We start from the raw sequence: 24,705 nt of genomic DNA, 5'->3' as shown, positions 1-24,705 counted from the left end.
ATAGCGTGTCGGTCACAGCAGTTCAAAATGCACCCTGACGGTCCGCGTCGCGAGATACACCTCGGCGATGAAAAACAGGATGCCGATCATGATGCCGCCCATCGCTGAGATGAACAGCAGTGCGACTGCATCGGATGGAATCGCATCGCTCAGATAAGCGAAGAAGAGCGTCGCCACCATGATCGCGACGATCAGAGCTGACACGCAGAAGAAGTTGATCGACCAATGGTTGTACCGCATTCTCCGGTCGAGATCGCGTAGCTCGCTGAGGATTGAGTCTTTGGAAGCCTGATCGACGCCATCGCAAACGCGCTGCTCTAGCTCTCGGGCACGATCGACAACCCGGCCCAGTCTTCCTGTGACTACGCCCAACAGCGCCGCAATTGCGACCAGCAGGAAAGCTGGCGCCACGACCAACTGGATAACTTCACCCATCGGTCGGCTTTTCGTAGGCTGTCATGCTGAGTTTCACCACGAAGGAAGAGTCACATCGCACGGCAGCCCGCTCTCGCCGTCAGAGCTATGGCGCACGGTGACGACGAATGGGCCCAGATCGATATCCTGCTTCTCTCCGCCAAGGTGGAGTGTGACTTTGCCCTGACCGTCCTTGAGCTTCACTTTGGATGGCCCTTCTAGGCAGTAGAAGCGCTCTTCCCCATTGAGATCGACGCGCGCGATAATGGCAGCATCGTAGGGTGACGCGATCTGCCCGACATTGGCATTGACCCAGACCGGTCCATCGTCCGAGCCTGCTCGCGCAAAGAAGCCGAGCGTGACGATCTGCCCTTTGTCGATCGCCTTGATTGGTTCGCTATTGGCGGCGCTGTCCCAGTAATTCGCGCCTTTGCGGGTGACTTGAGCGCGGAGCATCTGCCCGCCAGGTGTCCGCTCTGCGTCGACCGGCTTGACCTTTACGTCGCCATAAAACGACCAACTGGGTTTTTGCATGTCGCTGACGACAATTTCTTCCGCCGCAAGAGGCGCACTGGCCAAAAGCAGGCCTGTACACGCAAGCGAAAACACCCGTTTCATCACCATATCCTCCCATTTCATCCACCCGAATTGACAATGCTCCGAATGCCTTAGATAGTCAATTGTTGACAAAAGAGAGGCGTATGGACCGCAGGCAATTTATTCGTTCAGCTTCCGCCGCATTGCTGGCGAGCCCGGCGCTCATGGCTTGCGCGCGAGACGCCGCCAATCGACCAAGCGCGTTTACCGCCACCACGGTTGAGGATGCGGGAGCATCAGGATCGAGAAGTTGGCTCGGGCCCGATTGGTGGGCGAACCGGTTGCATGATTGGGAACGGCAGGGAGGCGAGATCGTATGTCGCGCGACTTCTGCGGCCCTAGAAGGGCGAACGGCGCATTGCCTGACGCGCCGCTTAGAGCCCGGCTTCAAGTCCGCCCGGCTTCGGATTAGCTTGCGAAATCAATCCGACACCGCAGGGGGAATGGCGGGTCTGCTGATCGGTGCGGGTGGCAGTGATCTCGACTATCGCGCCGCCTCGCTGATCCAGCGGTTCAGCGGCGAGGGCGGCGGCATTCTAGCTGTCGTGGAACCGGACGGGACACCATCCCTGCGTGCCTTCGATGATCCGGCGAACAGCCTCGATTACGCGCTATTTGGAGATCTTGCGCGGGCGAGAGCGGATATTCGCCCCGACGCAGCGATTGAGCTGGTTGTTGAAATCGAGGAGCATGCTCCGGGTCAGTGCAACATTCGCGTCTGCTCCATTGATACCGCGACTGGTGAGGAGATCGGCTGCGCGGTCGCCCCAGATGTCCAAGCCGATCGGCTTGTGGGCAACGTTGCGTTGTTCGCTTCGCCAGGGGGAGGCGAGGACGGCGCGCGTTGGGCCTTCAACGGATTTGCAGCCGCATGGCGAGATCGCGGTCCACAAGGACAGGGTGCTTGGACCGGTCATGGCCTGTCTCCATTCGCTCAATCGCAACGTCATGAAAATGACCGTTCAATTGATGCCGGTCGATCCGGTCGAGATGCCCGAGGTGGAGCTCCGAGTGGCTTCGGAAGGATTCCAAACCCGTTCGATCAAGGCGCCAGTCGGCGACGGATTTGCTGCACAGTTTCGGATCGACGATTGGGACTTTGACAAGGATCATTCTTACCAGATTATCGATCCTCGAAAGCCCGACACCACGATGTTCGAAGGCACCGTCAGGGCCGATCCCGGAACTTCAAGGCCGCTTTCTATCGCTCTGCATAGTTGTTTGCTGCCCACCGCGCGCAGTCTTGATGAAGCGAATTACAGCCCGCGCATTCCTCAGGAGACGCAGTTCGGTCGATACTCGCCCGACAATCTGGTCTTTCCGCACTCCGAGATGGTCGGTCGCTGCGAAAGCAAAAGGCCAGACCTGTACGTCTTCGCGGGCGATCAGTATTACGAGACCTTCCCGACCCGGCGCGGGCATGACGACCCTGATGCGCTGCTCGACACGCTCTATCGCTGGTATCTGTTCCTCTGGACCTTCCGCGATGCGCTGCGGGACAAGCCCGCCATCGTCCTCGCCGACGATCACGACATTTTGCAGGGCAATCTATGGGGCAACGAAGGCGAGAACTCGGAGATGCCGCGCGAAGAGGACGGCGGGTTCAAACGCGATAAACAGCTGGTCCGCACCATCTACCGCCTGCAAACCGGACACAATCCCGATCCTTGGGACGAGGAAACAATTGCTTACGAAATTCCGGTCAGCTTTGGCCGGTTCGTCTACGGCGGAACGAGCTTTGCCTTCGTCGAGGATCGCAAGTTCAAGGATCCGCCGGACACCGAAACCGAACCGACCAAAACGCGCGGGGAGTTGCTCGGCGACCGGCAGGAAGCGTTCCTTGAGCAATGGACGAAACTCGATCAGGGCCTGCCCAAAGTCTGTTTGACCGCGTCGATCTGGGGAAGCCCGCAAACCGAAGGCAATCTGAAGCCACTGCTCGACTATGACAGCAACGGCTATCCGCCCGATGGTCGCAACCGCGCCGTGAGGTTGCTGAAGGAGGCGGGAGCGATTGCATTGGCTGGTGACCAGCATCTGGCCATGCTTGCGATCCAGGGTATCGATGCGCCCGACGATGGTCCGCTGTTCTTTGCGGGTCCGGCGGGTGCCGCGTTCTGGCAGCGCTGGTTCGAAGGGCTGGGCGAGCTTCCGAACCAGCGCAACGGCGACCCAAACACAGGCGATTTCGTGGATTGTTTCGGCAATCCCATGCGGGTTCTGGCGGTCGCGAATCCCCGTATCGGCTTCGACGAATTCATGACCAGCAAGGATTACTGGGGCAATTTCGTTGCCGATTATCGACTGAAAAGCGAAGGCTTCGGGATAGTTCGGGTCGATCATGAAAATTCGCACTATGTCTTTGAATGTTGGCCGCGAAGCAGCGATGATTCTGCTGGAGGGCAATTCGAAGGTTGGCCCTACCAGCATCCGATAACCCGTATTGTCGACAATTAACAACAAGTGAGCTATTGATTCCCCGATGGCTCCGGAGGGGAGCGTTGGGAGAGTGTAGATGATCCGCAATTTCGATCGCCGTGCCCTTGCGGGCGTTGTTTCCGGCATTGCTCTGGCGGGAGCCTTGACCACTGTTGCGTGGGCCGATGATGGTGAGGCAACAGCGTCGGAAGAGGTGCTGTTCGATTTCGAAGGTGAGGCAATTCCGTCCAATGTCTCTGGCGGCAATGCCGCTTTCTCCTTGGTGGAAGGGTCAAATGGCGGGGCACTTCGAGCCATCCTGGCATCGGAAGACAACCTCTACACCGACGTTACCTTCATACCGGATTCTTCGCTTGATCTGAGCAAGCATGAGGCGGCTGGCGTTGCGATCGATATCGCCAATCCGGGCACCGAATCGATCCAGCTCAATATCAATGTTAAGGACGCCAGGGGACAAACGCATACGCGTTCGACCAATATCCCGGCGGGCAGCAACGACACCTACTACGTGCCGCTTGTCGGCTCGGCTCTCGAGACCGATTCCGGATTGCGCGACGATCCGTCGGACTGGCTATACGAGGGCAAGAAATTCATCTGGATGTGGGGCACCAAGCAGCTCGACACCTCGGCGATCACCGAAGTCTCGCTGATCTCGATGAGCCTCGCGAGCGATCGTGAGATCATAATCGACAATGTCCGCGTCGTGGCCAATCCTCCGCGTAATCCGAACTACCTGACCGGCATCGTCGATGCTTTCGGACAGCAGGTCGGTGCGGAGTTTCCCGAGAAGATCACCAGCACCGGCCAGTTACAGATGAAAGCGGTCGAAGAACTCGATTCCTTTACTGGCAAACTCTATCCCGATCGCTCCAAATGGCAGGGCTGGAAGGATGGCCCCAAGCTCGAAGGCACCGGCTATTTCCGCACCGCGAAGGTCGACGGAAAATGGTGGATGGTCGACCCCGACGGCTACCTGTTCTTTTCCAACGGCATCGCCAATGTGCGTATGTCCAACACCTCAACAATGACCGGCTTCGATTTCCGGGCCGACTATGTCGACAAACGCAAAGACGACGACACCACGCCGGAAGATTCCGAGGGCATGAACCGCGTCTCCAATGCCGCGTTGCCCGGGCGGATTGTCGCTTCGGAACTGCGCGCCAAGATGTTTACCTGGTTGCCCGACTACGAAGGCGATCTGGGCGATCACTACGGCTATCGCCGGTCGGCCTGGGCAGGGCCGCTCAAACAGGGCGAGACGATCAGCTGGTATCGACTCAACCTGGAGCGCAAATACGGCGATCGTGGCGACCAAAGCTATATGGATGATTGGCGTCAGGTCACGAAGGCGCGCATGGTCGATTGGGGGTTCACTAGCTTTGGCAACTGGCTCGATCCGTCCTTCTATGCCGATCCGGTGGTACCTTTCTTCGCCAATGGCTGGATCATCGGTGACTTCAAGACGGTCAGCTCCGGAGACGACCTGTGGGCTCCGCTGCCCGATCCTTTCGATCCGGTCTTCGCCGAGCGCGCCGAGGCAACCGTTCGTCAAGTCGCAGCCGAGGTGAATGGCAGCCCGTGGTGTGTCGGCGTCTTCATCGACAATGAAAAGAGCTGGGGGCGTCCGGAACGGATCGAGACGCGCTATGGCATCGTTATCGACACGATGGGCCGCGATGCTGCCAATACACCGGCCAAGGCTCACTGGATGGGCATGCTTAAGGACAAGTACGGGAGCATCGGCGCGCTCAACGCTGCGTGGGACACGGATTTTCGGTCATGGGAAGTGCTCGCCAAGGGCGTAATCCTGACAGACCACGGCGAAGGCAAAATCGCAGACTATTCCATCCTGCTTGAAGCTTTTGCCAGCGAGTATTTCCGCATTGTCGACGAGAAGCTCGAAAAGCATATGCCCAACCACATGTATATGGGCGTGCGCTTTGCGACCTGGGGCATGAATCCCGAAGTGGTCGCCGCGGCCCAAAAGTATGTCGATGTGGTGAGCTATAACGAATACAAGGAAGTGCCGCATGACACAGCGTGGGCATTCCTCGACGAAGTCGATATGCCGAGCATCATTGGCGAGTTCCACATCGGCGCGGCTGACAGCCCGCTCTACCATCCCGGTCTGGTGCATGCGAGCGACCAGCAAGACCGCGCGCGGATGTACACGCAATACATGGACACCGTGATCGCCAACCACAACTTCGTCGGCGCGCACTGGTTCCAGTATATCGACTCGCCGCTGACGGGCCGCGCCTATGATGGCGAGAACTACAATGTCGGATTCGTTACTGTTGCGGATATTCCGTACAAGCCGCTGGTAGACGCTGCCAAGGAACTGAACCGAACGCTTTACACGGATCGGTTTGGTAGTCTCGAACAGGCGATGGGCGAATAAGGCTCAGTCGCCTAGCTTGACCGAGCTGCCAGCTGAGACGGCGAGAAGCTCTGCCTTCGTGCCGTCTCGCCAAAGAACTGTGATTCTATCAGCGCGCTTTGCAGAGCCGATCCCGACATGCTGTCGGGCCAGCAGGCTCTGTGAATGGGTCGCGCCGTTCGAGCCGATCCGGCGAGTAGAGGCCCCTGCTGCGGTCTCGACAATCAAAAGCGCGCCGGAGGCGTCGGTACCATTTGGTGAGCGACCGATTTCCACGGAGACAGCCGAACCGGAATCCCGGGTGACATTGCGATAGAGGTGCCAGCGTCCCCGATCATCGTCGCCGTTCAGCAGGTCGATCCGGCCATCGCGGTCGAAGTCGAAGGCGCCCCCCATATCGCCGTGACCCTGATCGCTGCTGGCATTATGATCGAGGGTTTCGACGAATCCCGAAACGGTGTTCCTGATCAACGCATCAGGCACGCGCGAACTTAGCTTGCCGAAGCGATGGACGAATAGGTCGGTCCGTTCGTCATTGTCGAAATCGCCGGTCGTCACGCCCCAATTGTTGCCTCTGGAAAGGGAGGGTAACTCGTCGCTGGCATCGCGAAAGATGCTACCCTCTCGCATAAGGAGGATGTCGGGCACGCCGCGATCTTGTGGCTCGAAATCGGGATCGACCTTGGAAACACCGCTCACCGAGGCGCGCATGCCCCACGCAAGATCGGCAGAGAGATGCCATTCGAGCCGCCATTGATCACCGCCCAGATGGCCCAGATACCAGCCGTCGCGCAGAAATTCGTCGGGAAATCCAGCAGCGTCGGTTGGGGCGATGGTGACAGCATCGGCAGGTTCGTCGACCGGGTGCATTGCCGCCCCAAGGTAGACCGGGAGTGGAATCTCCAACCGGCGTTTCCAGTGCCAGAAATCGCTGAGAGTGACCGACCCAGGCGCGCGGAATGAGACCCCATCGCTGCCTTGATTGCCCTCGTCACGCAGGTCGAACCGGCCGGCTACCGGATCGAAATCGAGCGAGTTGTTGGCCAACTCGTAATAGGTCTTGCCACGCGCAATGTAGAGATCGAAATCGCCATCATTGTCGAGATCGGCTTCGGCGACCGCCATCACATTCTCGACCGGCTCCCGAAACGACGGGAGCATTCGCGCAGTCACATCCTCGAAGGTGAAATCGCCGCGCCCCTGCCAGAGTGTCAGCGGTGAAAAGAGAACGAGATCGGGGGCAAAGTCGCCATTAAAGTCGGTGACGAGGACGCGCTCGGCTTCGACCGGTTCGATCTCCGAACCTTCGCGGTGACGGAATTGGCCATTCCCGATGTTCTCATAGACCAGATTTCGCGGACCGGGTTCATCCACGACCTTGCGCGCATTGATCGCGAGTATGTCGAGGTCGCCATCGCGGTCGATATCGAGCCAGCGCACAGCACGTCCTCGTGCACCCAGTCCGCCAAGGCCAGCCTTTTCGGTGACGTCCACCCATGTCCAGCCATCGTTGCGCATCAGCACCGGCGGGCGCGGGGCGAAGCCATTTCCGCCCCCAAGCGCAATCAGCAAGTCCTGATCGCCATCATGGTCGAAATCTCCGGGCGCAATCCCGTGCAAATCGGCGAGCGAGAGCGGGAAGGGGCGTGCCTCCAGCTTGCCCGGCGCCACTTGCTCGAACAATTGACCTGGCACTTCGTGATGGTTGGTAAGCGCGAAGTCGTAATCGCCGTCGCCGTCCAGATCTGCAATCGCTGGGCCACCATATTTCCATGTCGGGACGGACGTGAGGCCAGCCTTGTCGCTAATGTTCTCGAACTGGATTACAACGGGATCTACTTCTCCCGTATGTACGCACCCGCCCAAGAGGTTTGCCATCAACGCAGTTGAAACGAGAAAGGCTCTAATCATCGCCGATCAGCGCGCAACGTCGCCTGAGCCACCAGCCATAAGCGCTGCGATCTCGGCAACGCTGGTGAGGTTCGCATCTCCCATTATCGAATGCTTGATCGCGGCGGATGTCAGGGCGAAATCGATCGAATCCTGCCCACTTGCTCTGCGCCCTATCTGATGAAGCATGCCGCGCGGCAAAAGCGTCTCCGGCTCCGATGCGATCGACGATCGGTTGCAGATTGCGGGAAGGCGACACGAATATCTCGCCATCGCGGCAATATCGCCCGGTAAGCGTATTGTGCTCTGTCGAGTGGACTTCGCGATAGGTGCTGGCGATATGCCTCAGGTTCGGCCAGATTGCGCGATAGGCATCGCACACTTCGGCGAAATTCTCGGTTGGGTGAGGACGGGCAAAATCCTTCTCCAACAGGTAACGCGCGTCGCGACGCCCAGCGAACAGACAATCGGCCATTGAGACCATGCGGCGCTTCATCTCGGCCATTTCCTGCTCACGCCCGGCCCAGAGCTTTGCTCGAAAGTTGCAGTCGAAGGAGATCTTTGTACCGGTAGTCTTGGCCGTTTCGGCCGCTGTCAGCGCCGCTGCTGCTGGTCCTTCACCCAAAGCCAGCGTGATACCGCAAATGTGCAGCCAGTCCTTGCCATCGAGCAGTTCTGACCAGTCAAGCTGGGCGAAGTCGAATTTGGCGAAGGCCGACCCAGTGCGATCGTAGGATATCGCAGAAGGACGTATCAGCGCACCGCGCTCGAAGAAATACAGGCCCAGCCGGTCTCCAGCCATTCGGATCGCTGAAGTGTTGACGCCCTGTTCCACCAACGAGTGACGGCAGGCATGTCCAACCGTACTGTCCGGGAGTGCGGTGAGCATGTGCGCGTCGTTGCCCAAACGCGCCAACAGGTTGGCGACATTGCCTTCTGCGCCCACAAAATGGGTATCGAGCGATTGCCCCTGGAAAAGCCTCTCGCCCGACGGCGCGCTCAACCGCAACAGCATCTCTCCGAAACAGAGGTAGCTAGCCATGGTCTATTAGTCTCCGTTCTCGGGGGTATTCAGCGCATCGACAACAGCTTTGGCATCGGAGGCAATCTGCGCAATCGACTTCCCCGGCTTGTAGATCGCAGAGCCGACCCCCAGGCCTTGCGCTCCTACAGCGAGGTATTCGCCTGCGTTGTGGACACCGACACCGCCAACTGCGAAAACCGGCAGGGAAGGGGGAGGATCGCCTTCATTGCCTTCAAGACGGCGGATGAGGCCATTTCGCATGGGAATAGTTTCAACCCGTCCGCGCCTGCGTTGAATGCAATGAAAGCTTCGCTCGGCGTCAGGAAGCCGGGGAGCGAGATAAGGCCCGCCGCCTTGCTCGCCTTGATGACATCGGCGTCGGTGTTAGGGGAGATGGCGATGCCGCCCCCGGCATTTGCAACCTGTTGTGCTTCCTCTGGCCGGGTCACCGTTCCCGCACCAATGACGGTATCTTGCAGGCCAAGGCCTGCTAGTGTTTCGATCATTTGGAGAGCGCCGGGCGTGTTGAGCGTGACTTCGATCACATCGATGCCAGCTTCGGCGAGCGCTTCCCCGACCGGCACAATCTCTGCGGGCGCAATGCCTCGCAAAATCGCAACCGACCGGATAGTATCGAACGCCGACATCAAATCTCTCCCCATCACGCCCGCGTCTTGCGAGGATTATTGTCAATTGTCAACAAACCAAGGCAATGCTAAGTCGGCATCGAGAGAGGTCAGCGTATTGGCAGAGCGTCAAAAAATTCTGATAGTCGGGGGTGGCTCGGCAGGCTGGATGACAGCGGCTTTGCTGGTCAAGACCCTGTCCGACAAATTCGATATCGAATTGGTGGAATCGTCGGAAATTGGAACCATCGGGGTTGGGGAAGGCTCGGTTCCCAAACTGGCCGCCTTGTTCGAGGCTCTCGGTATTGCCGAATCCGAATGGATGCCCGCCTGCAACGCCACCTACAAATGCGGCATCCGATTTCAGGATTGGTCTATCAGGCCAGGCTATGAAAGCTACTTTCACGGCTTCTTTTCGCATTTTGACCGCGATCATGTGAAAGCGTTGCAGTTCAATAGCGTCCTTCGGCGTGCGCGGGTGGACGTCCATGCGCACCCGGACGCGTTTATTTACAATTCCTACCTCGCCGAGCGAGCATTGGCGCCGACCCCTCCGGAAAGCTTTCCGTTCGATGTCCAATATGCATTCCATTTCGACGCAGCGCTTTTGGGCGCATTTTTGAAGGAATGGTCCACGGGGCGCGGTGCAAAGTGGAGCGATTGTCAGGTCGATCACAGTGAGCGTGGTGAGGATGGTAGCCTTTCGGCAGTTGTTACGAGCGACGGTGACCGGATTCAGGCTGACCTATTTGTGGATTGCACGGGCTTCGGCGCATTCCTGATCGAAAAGGAGTTGGGCGCCGAGCACATCGGCTATGGCGATGCCTTGTTCAACGACGCCGCAGTCGCGATTGCCACTGCCCCGATCGACAACCCTAAGCCGATGACAACGGCGACGGCGCTGACCAATGGCTGGGCTTGGCACATTCCGCTCCAGTCGCGCACCGGGCATGGCTATGTCTATTCGAGCCGCTATATCGACAAGGAGGCTGCCGAGGCCGAATTGCGCGCGCATATCGGCGATGCGGCGGAGGGCGTTGAGGCGCGCCACTTGCCGATGCGGGTGGGACGGCTGGACAGGCCCTGGATTGCGAACTGTGTGGCCGTGGGGCTTTCGCAAGGGTTTCTCGAGCCGCTCGAAGCCACCGGTCTGATGTTGTCGCAATACACCGTCACCCGCTTCATCCATCACTTGCTAGACAAAGGCTGCACAGCGCCCGCGCGCGACGCCTTCAACAAGGAGATCGGTTCGGCATTCGACGGAGTGCGCGATTTCATCGTGGCGCACTACCTCACGGCCAGCCGGGAAGACACGCAATACTGGCGCAACGTTCGCAGCAACACCGCAGGGATATCCGACAATCTGAAAGCCGTGTTGGAAGTATGGATCAAAGGAGGGGATTTGGGCGCTGAACTCAATCAGCGCCAGATGACGGCCTATTTTTCCCTCAATAGCTGGTATTACATGCTGGCCGGTAAGGGGATCTATCCGCCCGGCAAAACAGGGGCGCCACCACCGGACTTGCTGGCAAAGGTCCCGATGGATGATATCTCGGATACGCTAGAGCGCTGCACCTTGAATCATCCAACGCATGCACACAGGCTTGGGTGGCTTGCATCCCAGGAAGCACATGACAAGCTGAGCGGTACCATCCCGACAATTCAAGAGGCCCGGAACATCCTGGTCAACGCAACACCCAATACCAGCCGCGCGAAACGAGCGCTTCCGACCGATTCCTTCTAATTGTTGATTGTCAACAATTCTATTGCTTGCTAAACGTCTCTTCGAGCAAGGCGATGGTGTCGCATGCATCGACGGGAGGGGATCAAAGTGGACAGCGATTTCGAGCAACGAGTTCACGCTCTTGTCGAAGCGCTGGATCTTGGCCGGGCGGATGAGGTCGTGTCCATTAGTCCGTTAATCGGGGGCGTGTCGTCCGAGATCGCCTTGGTCGAGCTTGGCGAGTGCAAGATTTGCGTCAAATTCGCTCTTGAGCAACTGAAAGTGGCTGCCGAATGGCATGCGCCCGTACGCCGGAATTTGGCCGAATATCGCTGGCTCCAGTATGCTGCCAGCGTTGTTCCAGAGAATGTACCGGCGCTCTTTGGCCATGATGACACGCTAGGCGGTTTCGCAATGGAATTCGTGTCGGGCGAGGGCGTGGCGAACTGGAAGGCGCAGTTGCTCGAAGCGCCGCCGCGGATGCAAGATGTCGTGGCTACGGCGCGATTGGTTGGTCAGATTCACGCACGTTCGGCTGATGATAAAGACGTTGCTCCGCGTTTTGAGAACATGGGTGATTTTGAGGCACTTCGGATTGAACCGTATCTGGGATCCTTGCTGGCCAAGCACGCAGACCTCGCGGGCCCGATCGAAGACGCAGCCAATTCACTCCGTACCTCGCGTACCGCGCTCATCCATGGTGACGTTAGCCCCAAGAACATCCTGTTGCGCAATAGGAAGCCGATCCTTCTCGATGCCGAGTGTGCAACGATGGGTGATCCTGTGTTCGACGTGGCATTCTGCATCAATCATTTCCTGCTCAAGGCGATCTATGCGCCACTCAACGCCGCAGCCTTTGCCGAGGCCGCAACGGGTTTTTCCGAGGAGTATGCGCGGTACATTTCTTGGGAGGATCGCGAGGCTTTCAATCTGCGGCTCGCGGCGCTTCTGCCGATGCTATTTCTGGCCAGAGTCGATGGCAAATCGCCGGTCGAATATCTCGATGGCGCACAGCAAGATCAGGTGCGGGAGCTGACCCGCCACGCCATCCTAAACCCGACCCCGGACATCGCGCCGCTGGTCCGTTCTGTCGCACGAGAAACTGTATGAGCGGTTCTGCCATATCGAGCGTTCTTGGACGCCGTGTTTGGGACTCGCGCGGGCGTCCCACCGTCGAGGTCGAAGTCGCGCTGGAGAGCGGGGTGGTAGGCCGTGCGATTGCGCCAGCCGGTGCGTCGTGTGGCAGTCGAGAGGCGATTGATCTTCGCGATGGCGGAGACCATCTCGCTGGCTTCGATGTCGCCAAAGCGGTTGCGCAGGTTGGTTCCAAGATCGCCCCGGCAATCTCCGGACTCGATGCTGGCGATCAGCGCGCTGTCGACGACGCCCTGATCGCGCTGGACGGCACGAAGACCAAGAGCGTGCTGGGTGGGAACGCGATGGTCGCAACATCGCTGGCCGTTTTACACGCTGCAGCCGCCAATGCGGGAATGCCGCTATGGCAATGGGTGGCCGAAAGCTTTGGCCGCACGCCGACGATCCCGCTTCCCGAAATCCAGATCTTCGGCGGCGGTGCTCACGCCGGTCGCCGGGTCGATATCCAGGATTTCATGGTCATGGTGCCAGGCGCGAGTTCCTTCGAGGAAGTGATGGAAGTCACCTCCAATATCTACCGCGCAGCGGGCAGGATCATGGAGGAGAAGGGCGGCATCACCGGGGTCGCGGACGAAGGCGGCTGGTGGCCCAATTTTGACAGCAATGAAGAGGCGCTCGAATGCCTCGTTCGCGCAATCGAATTGGCTGGCGAAGTTCCTGGCGAACGAGTAGTGATTTCACTCGATATCGCAGCGTCCGAATTTTTCGCAAACAGCGAATACCGCTTGGCGCTCGAGGATCGCGCGATGGATGCCGATGGGCAGATCGCGTTGCTCGAAAGCTGGCTCGACAAATATCCGATTGCTTCGATCGAAGACCCGCTGGCGGAGACCGACAAGTCCGGGATGAAGGCCTTCACACAGGCGTTTAGCGAGCGTGTGCAGATCATCGGCGACGATTACCTCGTCACCAACGCGGCGCTGGTCGAAGAGGCAGCAACGGATGGGGCCTGCAACGCTGTCCTCATCAAGGTCAATCAAGCGGGGACGGTCAGCGAATCTATCGACGCATTCGAGGTGGCACAGCGCTTTGGCTTTGGGACCATCGTTTCAGCCCGGTCCGGCGAAAGTGAAGACACCTCAATCAGCCACCTTTCGGCTGGTTTGGACGCCAAACAGCTCAAGGTCGGATCGTTCACACGGTCCGAACGGATGGCGAAATGGAATGAATGCCTCCGGATGCAATGCCAGCCCGGCATGGGCGGTTTTGTCGGCGGACAGGCTTTGGCAAACACGTGGTGGGGAAAATCACAATGAAATTCATGCGGTTCGGGGATCGTTACGGCAGCAAGGTTCCGTGCCTGGTCGAGGCCGATGGCACGTTGCGCGACCTTTCTCCGCTGGTGGCCGATATTGGTCCTGCGACATTGGGCGGCGCGCTTCAGGATGCGCTCTCCGATTCGGATATCGCGCATCTGAAAGTCATCAATCCCGATGGTCGCCGCGTCGCCCCACCGATGAGCGAGCCGCGCAATATTTGGTGCGTTGGCCTCAATTTCTCGGACCATGCTGCCGAAGCGGGACTGCCAGTGCCAAAGGAACCGATCCTGTTCAACAAGGCCGCCGGCACCTTTTGTGGGCCGAATGATCCGCTGCTCTACAGCCCGGAGATGACCAAGCTCGATTGGGAAGTCGAACTGGGCATCGTCATCAGCAAGCCGGCCCTGCGGATCACGAAAGAGACCGCGATGGATCATGTCGCAGGCTTTGTGGTGGTCAACGATGTGTCCGAGCGCGCCTGGCAGATGGAGCGCGAAGGGCAATGGGTGAAGGGCAAGAGCTTCCCGAACTTTTGCCCGGTCGGGCCGATGCTGGTCACGCCTGACGAGGTCGATGTCGGCAATCTCTCCATGTGGCTCGATGTCGATGGCGAGCGGATGCAGGACGGCTCAACCTCGACCATGATATTCGATGTGCCGACCATCGTATCCTACATGAGTGAGTTCACACAGCTTGAGGCAGGCGACCTAATTTGCACCGGCACGCCGCCTGGCGTGGGCGCGGGGATGAATCCTCAGCGCTGGCTCACGCCGGGCAAAGTCGTGACTCTCGGCATCGAAAGGCTTGGTGAGCAGCGGCAGGAGGTGACGCCGCTGTGAGCATGGACAGCGAATTCGCTGGTAAGCATGCCGTGATCACGGGCGGCGCACGGGGCATGGGCTTTGCGGCGGCTGAGCGTATTCTGTCCGCAGGCGGTTCGGTTTCGCTGTGGGATATCAATGCCGAGGCGCTCGCAAGCGCCGCTTCGCGGCTCGATGCGGACGATCGCGTTACGACGCAGGCGGTCGACATTTCGGACTACGTTGCGGTCAAAGCCGCGATGACCGAAGTTGCGCTCCATCGCGGGCTCGGCATTCTCGTCAATTGTGCGGGCATCGCTGGCGTCAACGCGCATGTCGAAGATTTCCCAGTCGATGTCTGGCACCAGGTCATGACAGTCAATCTTGGCGGCATCTTCCACTGCTGCCGTGCGGCAATCCCGCATATGCGGGCAAAAGACTATGGGCGGATCGTCAACGTCGCATCGGTCGCGGGCAAGGAAGGCAATCCCAACGCCTCCGCCTATTCGGCCAGCAAGGCGGGCGTCATCGCGCTCACCAAATCGCTGGGGAAGGAATTGGCGATCGCCGGGATAACTTGCAACGTCATCACACCAGCTGTGATCCGGACCGAGATGCTCGACGACGTGACGGAAGAGCAGCTTGCCTACATGCTTTCGAAGATTCCGATGGGTCGGCCCGGCACGGTCGAGGAAGTGGCCGAGATGATCGCGTTTCTCGCATCGGATCGCGCCGCATTTTCCACCGCCGCCGTGTTCGACATGACGGGCGGAAGATCGACTTACTGAATTGCGAAGGGAGAGGATGATGAGGATTTTCAAAGGACTGGTGGCAACAGCTCTTGCGAGCTGTGTTGTCGCAGCGCCGACCGTCGCTCAGGACGATAGCCCGTTGGCACCACTGCTGGGTTTTGAAGAAACCGCTGATGCCGGGGAGACAACGCTGAACGCCACAGCAAGGCTGGTTTCTGGTGCCGGCTGTCACCGAGGGATCGCGCGCGCTCGAAATCACCTTTGCACCGGAGATGCGGTCGCAATATGCAATCGATGCTGACGGCCTTTGGGACTGGAGCGGGGAAGGGGAACTCAACCTTGCTTTCGATATCACCAATCCAATGGATCACTCGTTCCAGTTCTTCTTCGTAACGGAAGATGAGGATGGACAATATTACCAGCATTCCGGTGTAGTCCCAGCGGGAGAGACCGTGTCATTCTATGCATTGATCAATGGCCGCGCGGCCCATGGCGAACGCGGAATGCGCGACACGCCGCCATCTTGGTTCAGCGACGAGAAGAAGCTAGCCTGGCGCAACGGCAATCGCACGCTGGATGTCGGCAAGGTGCGAAGGCTGCTGTTCCGGACTTATGAGCAACTCGAAGAAAACCGCATCATCGTCGACAATCTCCGTCTCCGTCGCAATCCTGCAGAGGACCCCGACTATCTGGTCGCAATCGTCGATCGCTACGGCCAGTCGGCCAAGGAACGCTATCCCTACAAGATCAGTTCTGACGAACAGCTTCTAGCCGCCCGCGATGCCGAGCTTGCAGCGCTTGCAGCCTCAACCGGTCCGCAAGGCCGCAGCAGGTGGGGAGGATGGGCTAACGGACCCAAGCAGGAAGCGGCGGGTTATTTCCGAACGGCAAAGGTCGACGGCAAATGGTGGCTGGTCGACCCGGACGGCCACCTGTTCTTCTCCAGCGGCATCGCCAATGTCCGCATGGCTAACCTCTCCACCGTCACTGGCTACGATTTCGTCGATCCCAGCGTTCGCGCCAAGGATCCCGAAGGTCTGACGCCGGACGATTCCAAGACCGGTACGCCTGTTTCGGCAGAGGCGCGCAAGACGCGGTTTCTTGCCTCGCCATTGCGGGCCGAAATGTTCGAATGGCTGCCATCCTACGAGGAGCCGCTGGGCAAACATTATGGCTATCGCCAGAGCTTCCACACCGGCGTGCTCGAGCATGGCGAGACCTACAGCTTCTACAAGGCCAATCTCGAGCGCAAATATGGCGCAGACCATCTTGAAAAATGGCGCGATGTGACCATTGACCGGATGAAGGACTGGGGCATGACCAGTTTCGGCAACTGGATCGATCCGGGTTTCTATCAGAAGGACCGCATGCCCTACTTCGCCAATGGCTGGATCATTGGTGATTTTGACGTTGTTTATTCGGGACAAGACTATTGGTCGCCGCTGCCCGATTTCTACGACCCGGAATTCGCTCGCCGCGCGCGCCTGACGATTGAGCAGATCGCGCGCGAAGTCGCCAATTCGCCGTGGTGCGTCGGCGTGTTCGTCGACAACGAAAAGGGCTGGGGCAACATGGACAGCGACCGCAGCCGCTTCGGCGCGGTGTTCTACACGCTCAACCGAAGCGCAGCCGAACAGCCAGCCAAGGCTGCTTTCACCAAGCTGCTGCGCGAGAAGCACAGTTCCATCGCGGCGCTGAACGCGGCATGGGACACCAGCTTTGCGTCATGGGATGCATTCGAGCAGCCGTTCGAAATGGGCGAGTTGAACGAAGCCTCTCGCGCGGACTTCTCGATGCTCTATTACGACTTTGCGGACACCTATTTCCGCATCGTCCATGCTGAGCTGGAGCGCGCCATGCCCAACCACATGTATATGGGCGTTCGCATCGCAGCGAACTGGGGTATGCCGCGCGAAGTGGTTGAAGCGTCGAAGAAATATTCCGATGTCATGAGCTTCAACAACTACCGTGAGGGGCTGCATCCGGATACGTGGCAGATCCTCGAAGAGCTCGATAAGCCAGCGATCATCGGCGAGTATCACATCGGCTCAACCTCGGACACGGGCCTGTATCACCCCGGTCTCGTCATCGCAGCGGACCAGACCGACCGCGGGCGGATGTATAACGACTATATGACGACTGTGCTGGAAAACCCCTACATGGTGGGCGCGCATTGGTTCCAGTATGTCGACGACTATCCGACAGGCCGCGCCTATGATGGAGAGAATTACAATGTCGGCTGGGTGACCAATGCTGACATCCCCTATGGCCCGATGGTCGATGCAGCCAAGCGTTTCAATTACGATTTGTATGAGCGGCGGTCTGCTGTGCCGGAGCGAACCGCAGAGTAGCGCTAGCTAAAGAACGCGCCCGTCACCGCCGTGCGCACGCGCAGGAGGGTGTCGGTGGCGGTCATGTAGAGCGTGCTTCCGTCATCGCCGAAGGCGCAGTTTGCTGTGGCCTTGCCGGTGTAGATACGGCCGAGGATTTCGCCTGAGGGTGCAGTGATCCATACGCCTCCCGGGCCGGTGGCCCATACACACCCCTGTGTGTCGAGCGCCATTCCATCGGGCAGACCAGGATTGTCGTCGTTGAGCTCCGTTGAGGTGTCGAGCCAGACTTCTCCGCCTGACAAGGTGCCGTCTGCGTTGACTGCGAACCGGCGCAAGACAGGCGCATTAGGGTCCGACTGGGAAACATAGAGGTGCTTTTCGTCAGGCGACAGAGCAAGCCCGTTTGGGAAGGTCATGTCGGTAATCAACTGATCCAGTCGCCCGTCGCTCGATAAGCGGTAGACCCCTTTGACGTCCAGCTCACGACCAGATGATGTCTCCCCATCTTTCAGCCCATAGGGCGGGTCGGTGAACCACACTGCGCCGTCGCTTGAACGGATGACGTCATTGGGGCTGTTGAATTTCGCACCATCGAAACCCGCAACAAGCCGTTCGCGTTCGCCGCTTTCGAGCGCGAGGCGATCGACCGAGCGGCCATCTTGATTGCAGATCAATATGCTGTCGGTGCCGCTTTCGTAGAACAGACCGTTTGTGCCTGGTGCCGCAAATTCATCCACGTCGCCATTCGGTTCGCCGGCCGGGTCGAGGAGCACACCCAGGCCATCCGCCTCGGTCCATGTGTGGACGCGGTTGTTGGGAATGTCCGAGAAAATCAGTCGTCCCCGGCGCGCATCCCATGTCGGGCCCTCGGTCCACTTGAACCCGTCGGCAAGCACTTCGATCGGGGCGTCCTTGTCGATCAGCATGTCCAGCTCAGGCGAGCGGCGTTCGATCAAGCCAAGCGTCTCAAAAGTGGTGTCGGTCATGGTGTTCTCATTGCGGTTGCAGGCGAGCAGGAAGGCGGTGCTGGCAGAGGCGAGAAAATGGCGGCGATCCAAGGCGATGGTCATGCCGATACCTCCTCATCGACGGGGCGAACTTCGCGAACCAACAGCAAATAGGAGAGACTGCCGACGATTGCGAGGAAGCCGATATAGAACAGCGCCGGGGCGAAATTCTCTCCATCGACGAGAAATCCGATCACCAGCGGCGTCACGATGGCCGATAACGCGCCGCAGAAGTTGAAGATGCCGCCGACCAGGCCGACACGGCCTTTCGGTGCCATCAGCGAAACGAACACCCACGCAATCGACGCAAGACCGTTGCCAAAGAACGCAATGCTGAGGAACAGGATCACCATCGCGGTGCTGTCTGTGAAGTTTGCGGCGATGATGATTGTTGAAAGCACCATGCCCGTCAGCACCGGAGCCTTTCGGGCAAATCCATGGCCGTGGCCGCGCTCGACCAGCTTGTCCGACACCTGGCCGGACAGCAGCACTCCGCAGAAGGCGGCAAGAAACGGTATGGACGCGAGCCAGCCTGAATCGGCGAATTCGACCCCGCGATAATCGACGAGGTAGGACGGGAACCAGGTCAGGAAGAAGATCGTCAGACTGCCGAGGCAGAACTGCCCAAGGTAGATGCCGATGAGGTTGCTGTTGCGCCAGACTATCGACCGGTCGCTGCTTGGTGCGGCTTCATTTTCGACCTGTTGCACGGGCTCATCCGGTTCAATCTTCTGCTCCGGATCGCGATAGAAGATGTACCAGACCACCGCCCACACGATCCCGACAACGCCAGTCGCTACAAACAGGCCTCTCCAGCCGATTACAGTCTGGATCGCTACCAGCGCAGGAGCGAGCATAGCCAGCCCGAGGAACTGGCCCGACGTATAGAACGCGATTGCCCCCGCGCGCTTCTCCGGCGCGATCCATTCGGTCACAATCCTGTTGTTCAGCGGAAATGATGGCGCTTCGAACACGCCGATAATCGCGCGCGCGCCGACAAGCGCGGCAAGGCCATTGGCGAGCGATTGCATAAGAGTTGCGAGCGACCAGCCAACTAGCAGGATCGGATAGAGTATGCGCGCCTTGACCTTGTCGGCAATAAGCCCACCGGGAATCTGCAACGCCGAGTAAGTCCATGCAAAGGCCGAGAAAACCAGCCCCATCTGCTCGGGCGACAATCCCAGATCACCGCGCAGCGCCGGGGCCGCAACGGCGATATTCACCCGGTCCATATAGTTGATGACCACCGTGAAAAAGATCATCGGCAGCAGCACGCGTGGCGCCATTTTCGGAGTTGCTGTAGACATCCTTGGAGTTCCCCTCACTGGATAATGTCAACTGTTGACAATCCTACGTCAAGCGCTCATTCCACTGCCTCCAATTCAGCCCGCAGAAATGGCAAAATGCCAAGAGGATCGGACTGGGGAGCCGCGCTGCGGCGGGAGAGGGATCGGGAATGGCCAGTTCAGCGCTGTCGGGTGACACGTCGCATCAACCACAGACCTCGCGTTCGCGGGCGATAGCGAGCGCAATCATCGTGACAATTGGCGGGTTCATTTTCGGCCTCGATGCCGCGCTGATCTCTGGCGGGATCGGGCAGATTTCTGAACAATTCCGCTTATCCGATCTCCAGCTCGGCGCGGTTGTAGGCGCACCGGGCTTTGGTGTGCTTTTCGCGCTAGTAATCACTGGCGCGATTTGCGACAGGATTGGGCGGCGAAAAACACTAATCCTTATCGCGGCACTTTATTTGGTGTCGGCCATAACCTCCGCTATCGCGCCGAGCTTCGAGACGCTGGTTCTTGCGCGCGGGCTAGGTGGGCTCGCCTTTACCTCACTCTCGGTCGCATCGATCTATATCGGTGAGGTCGCTCCGGCTCGCACGCGCGGACGGTTGGTTGCTCTCAACCAGCTCAACATCGTAATCGGCCTCTCGGTCGCGTTCTTCATAAGTTATGGGCTGTTCAACCTCGCCAATAGCGGTGCTGAATGGGTGGAGCGGTATGGGATCGCCGATCAGACCTGGCGCTGGATGCTGGGTGCGGAGATCATCCCGGCGCTAATCTGGCTTGTCGGCCTGCTCTATGTCGGCGAGAGCCCGCGCTGGCTCTATCGCACCGGCAAGGTCGATGAGGCGGAAGCCGAGGCGGCGCGTTTATATCCACCCGGAACCGCAGCCGAGATCATGGCTGAAGTCCGCGCCGATGCCGAAGGGGAAGAAGCCGGTTTTCCGATTGGCAAGGTCATCAAGCTGTTGTTCGGCACGCATCTACGCAAGGCATTGTTCGTGGCGCTTTTGGTGGCGCTGGTTCAGCCGCTCACCGGTATCAATGCAATTCTATTCTACGCTCCGCTTGTCTTCGAGCAGGTGGGGATTGGTGAGGATGCAGCGCTCGCCCAGGCCGTCATAGTCGGGCTTGTCAGCGTGGTCTTCACTGCGATTGCGCTTGTCCTGGTCGATCGCTTGGGTAGGCGGTTCCTGATCAAAGTCGGGCTGACCGCAGCCGGCCTCAGCTTGCTTCTTTGCTGGTGGGCATTCAGTCAGGCAACTTACGTGCTGCAGGCCGGCGATCTGGCGATCTTGGCCGACACCGTCGATATCCAAGCGCTAGGCCCGCTTGTCGGGCAGCCCTTTGCCGACGACGTTGCGTTTAAATCGGCGATGGTTGATGCGCTGGGATTCGATGCAGCCCGCGCACGCGAGGGCGAGTTGATCGCTGCGGCGATCACCGTCAATTCTACCGCAATCTTGTTCGGGATTGTCGCCTTCATCGCGGCATACAATTTCTCAATCGGCCCTGTTTTGTGGATTGCCCTATCCGAACTGTTCCCAACTCGCGTACGCGGCGTCGCTGTGACGGGATGCGCTTTCGTTGTCAGTTTGATGAGCTACTTCGTCCAGCAGTTCTTCCCGTGGCAGCTCGCAAACTGGGGTGCAGCCACCGTCTTCCTGTTCTACGCTTCGATCATCTTCACCGGATTGATCCTGCTGTTCTGGAAACTGCCGGAGACAAAGGGCAAAACGATCGAAGAGATCGAAGCGGAATTTCGCGCGGCTTGAGGCAACCGGCCAGCCGCAACCTGAAAGGAGCATAGGTGTTCAAAGACAAGGTCATGATCGTCACTGGCGGATGCTCGGGCATTGGCTGGGGCATCACGAAAATGGCGGCGGAGCGCGGAGCAACCGTGATTGCCGGGCAACGGAGCGTGGACGCGGGGCGGGCGCGGATTGATACGCTTACTGAGCAAGGGCTTGATGCGCATTTCCTGCAACTCGATGTTGCTGATCCGGACAGGGTCGAAGCTTTCGTCAGTGAGGTGAAGGACCGGTTCGGCCGGATCGATATCCTCATCAACAATGCCGGGATCACGATTGAGGAAGAATTCTTCGACATGCCGCTGGAAAAGCTGGACATGCTGTGGAACGTCAATGTCCGCTCGATCTTCCTTATGAGCCAGCATGCAGCGCGTCACATGGTCGCTGATGGCGTAAAGGGTTCCATTGTAAACGTCTCGTCCGCGCATAGCCGCGCATCTTGTCCTCAGTACGAGATGTATGCTGGCACCAAAGGTGCGATCAGCGCAATGTCGCGGGCAATGGCATGGAGCCTGGGTTCACACGGTATTCGGGTCAATACCTGCTCGCCTGGTCTGACCATGACGGAAGATGTCCAGAAGGTTGCGGATGAAAATCCGCGTCTGGCGCGGTCCTTCCGCGAAATCAGCGCGACCAAGGATGTCGCGTCAGTTGAAGATATTGCTGAGGTGGTACTGTTCCTCGCATCGGGCGCGGCGGCGGCGGTAACCGGGGCAGAATACTATGCTGACAAGGGGCTATCATCACTGCTCGTGCCGCAGGACAGCCTGCTATGAGCAAGATCAGCGCGATCAAGGCTTTCCCGACTTGGGTGGGGCACCGCAACAACCTGATCGTCAAGGTCGAGACCGACGATGGTCTCTATGGCTGGGGTGAGAGCGGCGTTTCGGGGCGTGAGTTGGCCGTGGTTGGAGCGTTCGACCACTTCCGCGAGTTCCTGCTGGGCCAGGATAGCCGCCGAATCGGTGCGATCTGGCAAGAGCTTTACCGTAGTGCCTATTTCGAAGGCGGACGGGTCATCGCAGGGGCGATTTCGGCCATCGATATCGCTCTGTGGGACATTGCTGGCAAGCGTCACGGCGTGCCGACATACGAGTTACTTGGCGGCGCACAGCGCGACAAGATTCCGTGTTTCCCCACATGCCCTGCGCCAACCGGCGATGTGCTGATCGCGGATGCGAAATCGCTCATAGCCGATGGCTGGGATATCGTGCGCCTGACGACAGGCGATGCAGATAATGGCGCGGCAAACGCGCCTTATGATCCCAATGTCGATGCCACCCGGATGGCTGCTTGCCTTACCGAGCTGCGTCAGGAAATTGGCCCCAATGTAACACTGGGCGTCGATATGCACCACCGTCTCAGCGTCGCGCAGGCTGCCACTTTCGCGCAGCGCATGCCGCAAGGAACGATCGACTTTCTCGAAGAGCCCATCCGTCACCAAACGCCCGAGGCTTATGAAGCTTTGCGGAACATGACCGACGTACCCTTTGCCATCGGCGAGGAATGCGCAAGCAAGTGGGATTTCCGGCCCTACATCGAACGCGGGCTGAGCCAGTTCGTGCGGATCGATGTTTGCAATGTCGGCGGCCTCACAGAAGCGATGAAGATCGCGGCGATGTCTGAAACGCATTACACCGAAGTCATGCCGCACGATCCGCTGGGGCCGGTTTGCACGGCGGCCACCATTCAGATGTGCGCGGCCATTCCCAATCTCTCATGGTGCGAAATTGCACCTTATGGCGGCGACAAATCCGACCATGATCGGATTTTCGTCAACCGTCCGGTCGAGAAGGACAGGTTCTACGCGATTCCAACCGCTCCCGGCATCGGAATCGATGTGCGCGAAGGCGAGCTTGAAACGGATTTTCGGTATTGGGAAGCTCCGCGCCGCCATCGTCCAGATGGCAGCTACAATAATTGGTAAAATCAGTATGTTGATCGGCGGTCTACAGCGCAGCTCGAATTGATGGATTCACCTTTGTAAATTGTTGACGATTTACAAAAACTGAGTCATAGATATGCCCCACGGAGGGGAATGCGAATGGCAACAGTGTCGCAAGCGCCAGCGTTTGGCTACGCATCCGACCTTGCGTCCGTTGATCTGGGGGCGATCTCGAACGTGGAGGCGGAGTGCTTCCGCGTTCCCCTTGAAGAGCCATTGGTCGACGCCGCTCATGGTGAGCATCACTTCTTCGAATTGGTTCTCTGCCATGTGCGAACGAGCAAGGGCTTTGAAGGGACGGGATACACCTACACAGGCGGCTCGGGCGGGCGCGCAATTGCCGAGTTTATCCGCACCGACGTCGCGAACATTGCCAATGGTCAGCCAGCCCGAGAAATCTCGGCGATATGGTCCAGTCTGCAGTCGAAGTTGCACTATGTCGGACGGGGCGGCCTGCTTAGCTTTTCGGTTGCCGCACTCGATATCGCCCTTTGGGATTTAGTGGCTAAGCAGCAGGCTAAGCCGATTGCTGCACTTCTCGCCAAGGGTCGGCTTAGCCAATGCGGTCGAGACCTATGCGGGCTTCATCGACTTGCACCTCGATGGCGACAGTCTTGGGCAGCTCGCAGAGTGCGCGCTCGAGCGGGGTTTCGTAGCCATAAAGACCAAGGTCGGGCGCGACGTGATGGCCGAAGACGTTTCGCGCGTCGGCTTGCTTCGTGCGGTCATCGGTGCCGGACGCAGACTAATGGTAGATGCCAACTTCGCGCTCGATGTGGACCGCGCAATCAAGTTCTCTCAGGCGATCGAAGAGTTCGACATCGCCTGGTTCGAGGAGCCAATTTCGCCCGACGATTTTGAAGGCTATGGCGCGATTGCCGACGTGACGAACATCCCGCTCGCCATGGGTGAAAATCTTCATATTCTTGAGGAATTCGATCGCGCCATCCGGTATTCGAAGCTCACATACCTGCAGCCGGACGCTTCCAATGTCGGCGGTATTACCGGTTGGCTGAAGGTCGCGCAGATGGCGAAAGGTGCGGGCCTCACCGTTTGCTCGCATGGAATGCACGAACTGCATGTTTCGCTGTTGGCTGCTCTCGAAGAGCCGGGATGCCTCGAGTTTCACAGCTTTCCGATCGATCATTACGCGATGCACCGCCTTGAGCTGAAGGACGGAAAGGCAGTCGTGCCGAATCGCGCCGGGATTGGCGTCGAGTTCGACCGCGCATTGCTCAAGCCGCACAAGATTACCTGAATTATT

General features: G+C 58.8%; 19 protein-coding genes and 1 pseudogene. 13 read left to right on the top strand and 7 right to left on the bottom strand.

What is annotated here, in order from left to right; all coding sequences use genetic code 11:
* Window positions 1–12 precede the first annotated feature (12 nt).
* Together AC0V6U_RS11955 and AC0V6U_RS11950 are read right to left on the bottom strand one after the other, a co-directional pair.
* The gene (locus tag AC0V6U_RS11955) at window positions 13–435 is read right to left on the bottom strand and encodes a DUF2721 domain-containing protein (RefSeq protein WP_472643393.1); all 423 of its coding nucleotides are present in this window, start codon (window positions 433–435) and stop codon (window positions 13–15) included.
* Window positions 436–468: 33 nt separating this feature from the next.
* Window positions 469–1,032: a hypothetical protein gene (locus tag AC0V6U_RS11950; RefSeq protein ID WP_472643392.1), complete on the bottom strand. Its 564-nt coding sequence runs from the start codon at window positions 1,030–1,032 to the stop codon at window positions 469–471.
* A 561-nt stretch (window positions 1,033–1,593) separates the two neighbouring features.
* On the opposite strand from AC0V6U_RS11950, the gene AC0V6U_RS11945 reads away from it, so the two are divergent.
* A complete protein-coding gene (locus AC0V6U_RS11945; protein WP_472643391.1) occupies window positions 1,594–3,468 on the top strand; it encodes an alkaline phosphatase D family protein in 1,875 nt (624 codons plus the stop codon).
* Window positions 3,469–3,526: 58 nt separating this feature from the next.
* Window positions 3,527–5,851 carry a beta-galactosidase gene (locus tag AC0V6U_RS11940; protein ID WP_472643389.1) on the top strand — a complete coding sequence of 775 codons (2,325 nt, stop codon included), beginning with the start codon at window positions 3,527–3,529 and terminating at the stop codon, window positions 5,849–5,851.
* 3 nt (window positions 5,852–5,854) lie between these two features.
* On the opposite strand, the gene AC0V6U_RS11935 is transcribed toward AC0V6U_RS11940, so the two are convergent.
* The 3 genes from AC0V6U_RS11935 to AC0V6U_RS11925 all read right to left on the bottom strand — a co-directional run bounded on the left by AC0V6U_RS11935 (window position 5,855) and on the right by AC0V6U_RS11925 (window position 9,391).
* Complete coding sequence (locus AC0V6U_RS11935) at window positions 5,855–7,708, bottom strand: CRTAC1 family protein (RefSeq protein WP_472643388.1); 1,854 nt, start codon at window positions 7,706–7,708, stop codon at window positions 5,855–5,857.
* A 25-nt stretch (window positions 7,709–7,733) separates the two neighbouring features.
* Window positions 7,734–8,762, bottom strand: a complete 1,029-nt coding sequence (locus AC0V6U_RS11930; RefSeq protein ID WP_472643387.1) for a sugar kinase — start codon at window positions 8,760–8,762, stop codon at window positions 7,734–7,736.
* Between the two features lie 125 nt (window positions 8,763–8,887).
* Window positions 8,888–9,391 carry a beta/alpha barrel domain-containing protein gene (locus AC0V6U_RS11925; protein WP_472643385.1) on the bottom strand — a complete coding sequence of 168 codons (504 nt, stop codon included), beginning with the start codon at window positions 9,389–9,391 and terminating at the stop codon, window positions 8,888–8,890.
* A gap of 97 nt (window positions 9,392–9,488) precedes the next feature.
* On the opposite strand from AC0V6U_RS11925, the gene AC0V6U_RS11920 reads away from it, so the two are divergent.
* From AC0V6U_RS11920 to AC0V6U_RS11895, 6 genes are all read left to right on the top strand, one after another.
* Complete coding sequence (locus tag AC0V6U_RS11920) at window positions 9,489–11,114, top strand: tryptophan halogenase family protein (protein ID WP_472643384.1); 1,626 nt, start codon at window positions 9,489–9,491, stop codon at window positions 11,112–11,114.
* 87 nt (window positions 11,115–11,201) lie between these two features.
* Window positions 11,202–12,203: a phosphotransferase family protein gene (locus tag AC0V6U_RS11915; protein WP_472643382.1), complete on the top strand. Its 1,002-nt coding sequence runs from the start codon at window positions 11,202–11,204 to the stop codon at window positions 12,201–12,203.
* Window positions 12,200–13,504: a phosphopyruvate hydratase gene (gene eno / locus AC0V6U_RS11910; protein WP_472643381.1), complete on the top strand. Its 1,305-nt coding sequence runs from the start codon at window positions 12,200–12,202 to the stop codon at window positions 13,502–13,504. The genes AC0V6U_RS11915 and eno overlap by 4 nt, the downstream gene beginning before the upstream one ends.
* Entirely contained in the window at window positions 13,501–14,346 is an 846-nt protein-coding gene (locus AC0V6U_RS11905; RefSeq protein WP_472643380.1) for a fumarylacetoacetate hydrolase family protein, read from the top strand. Before eno ends, AC0V6U_RS11905 begins: the two co-directional genes overlap by 4 nt.
* A 2-nt stretch (window positions 14,347–14,348) precedes the next feature.
* Window positions 14,349–15,095: an SDR family oxidoreductase gene (locus tag AC0V6U_RS11900; RefSeq protein WP_472643379.1), complete on the top strand. Its 747-nt coding sequence runs from the start codon at window positions 14,349–14,351 to the stop codon at window positions 15,093–15,095.
* A 182-nt stretch (window positions 15,096–15,277) separates the two neighbouring features.
* The gene (locus tag AC0V6U_RS11895) at window positions 15,278–17,410 is read left to right on the top strand and encodes a beta-galactosidase (RefSeq protein WP_472643378.1); all 2,133 of its coding nucleotides are present in this window, start codon (window positions 15,278–15,280) and stop codon (window positions 17,408–17,410) included.
* 2 nt (window positions 17,411–17,412) lie between these two features.
* On the opposite strand, the gene AC0V6U_RS11890 is transcribed toward AC0V6U_RS11895, so the two are convergent.
* Complete coding sequence (locus AC0V6U_RS11890; protein WP_472643377.1) at window positions 17,413–18,462, bottom strand: SMP-30/gluconolactonase/LRE family protein; 1,050 nt, start codon at window positions 18,460–18,462, stop codon at window positions 17,413–17,415.
* Window positions 18,459–19,706 (bottom strand): MFS transporter, encoded by a 1,248-nt coding sequence (locus AC0V6U_RS11885; protein ID WP_472643376.1) that lies wholly within the window; start codon window positions 19,704–19,706, stop codon window positions 18,459–18,461. Before AC0V6U_RS11885 ends, AC0V6U_RS11890 begins: the two co-directional genes overlap by 4 nt.
* A gap of 149 nt (window positions 19,707–19,855) precedes the next feature.
* Here AC0V6U_RS11885 and AC0V6U_RS11880 point away from each other — a divergent pair, with 149 nt between their 5' ends.
* The 5 genes and pseudogenes from AC0V6U_RS11880 to AC0V6U_RS11860 all read left to right on the top strand — a co-directional run bounded on the left by AC0V6U_RS11880 (window position 19,856) and on the right by AC0V6U_RS11860 (window position 24,699).
* A complete protein-coding gene (locus tag AC0V6U_RS11880; protein WP_472643374.1) occupies window positions 19,856–21,460 on the top strand; it encodes an MFS transporter in 1,605 nt (534 codons plus the stop codon).
* A 35-nt stretch (window positions 21,461–21,495) separates the two neighbouring features.
* Complete coding sequence (locus AC0V6U_RS11875) at window positions 21,496–22,272, top strand: SDR family NAD(P)-dependent oxidoreductase (protein WP_472643373.1); 777 nt, start codon at window positions 21,496–21,498, stop codon at window positions 22,270–22,272.
* Window positions 22,269–23,423, top strand: a complete 1,155-nt coding sequence (locus AC0V6U_RS11870; protein ID WP_472643372.1) for a mandelate racemase/muconate lactonizing enzyme family protein — start codon at window positions 22,269–22,271, stop codon at window positions 23,421–23,423. The genes AC0V6U_RS11875 and AC0V6U_RS11870 overlap by 4 nt, the downstream gene beginning before the upstream one ends.
* Window positions 23,424–23,534: 111 nt before the next feature.
* Window positions 23,535–23,921 (top strand): annotated as a pseudogene (locus tag AC0V6U_RS11865) (hypothetical protein); the annotation flags it as partial.
* A gap of 46 nt (window positions 23,922–23,967) precedes the next feature.
* Window positions 23,968–24,699, top strand: coding sequence for a mandelate racemase/muconate lactonizing enzyme family protein (locus AC0V6U_RS11860; protein ID WP_472643371.1), 732 nt, complete (start codon window positions 23,968–23,970; stop codon window positions 24,697–24,699).
* Window positions 24,700–24,705 lie beyond the last annotated feature (6 nt).

This window comes from Erythrobacter sp. W36, from assembly GCF_057364935.1.
The sequence above is the reverse complement of the archived record's forward strand: the minus strand, read 5'-3'. Positions and strand labels throughout refer to the sequence as shown.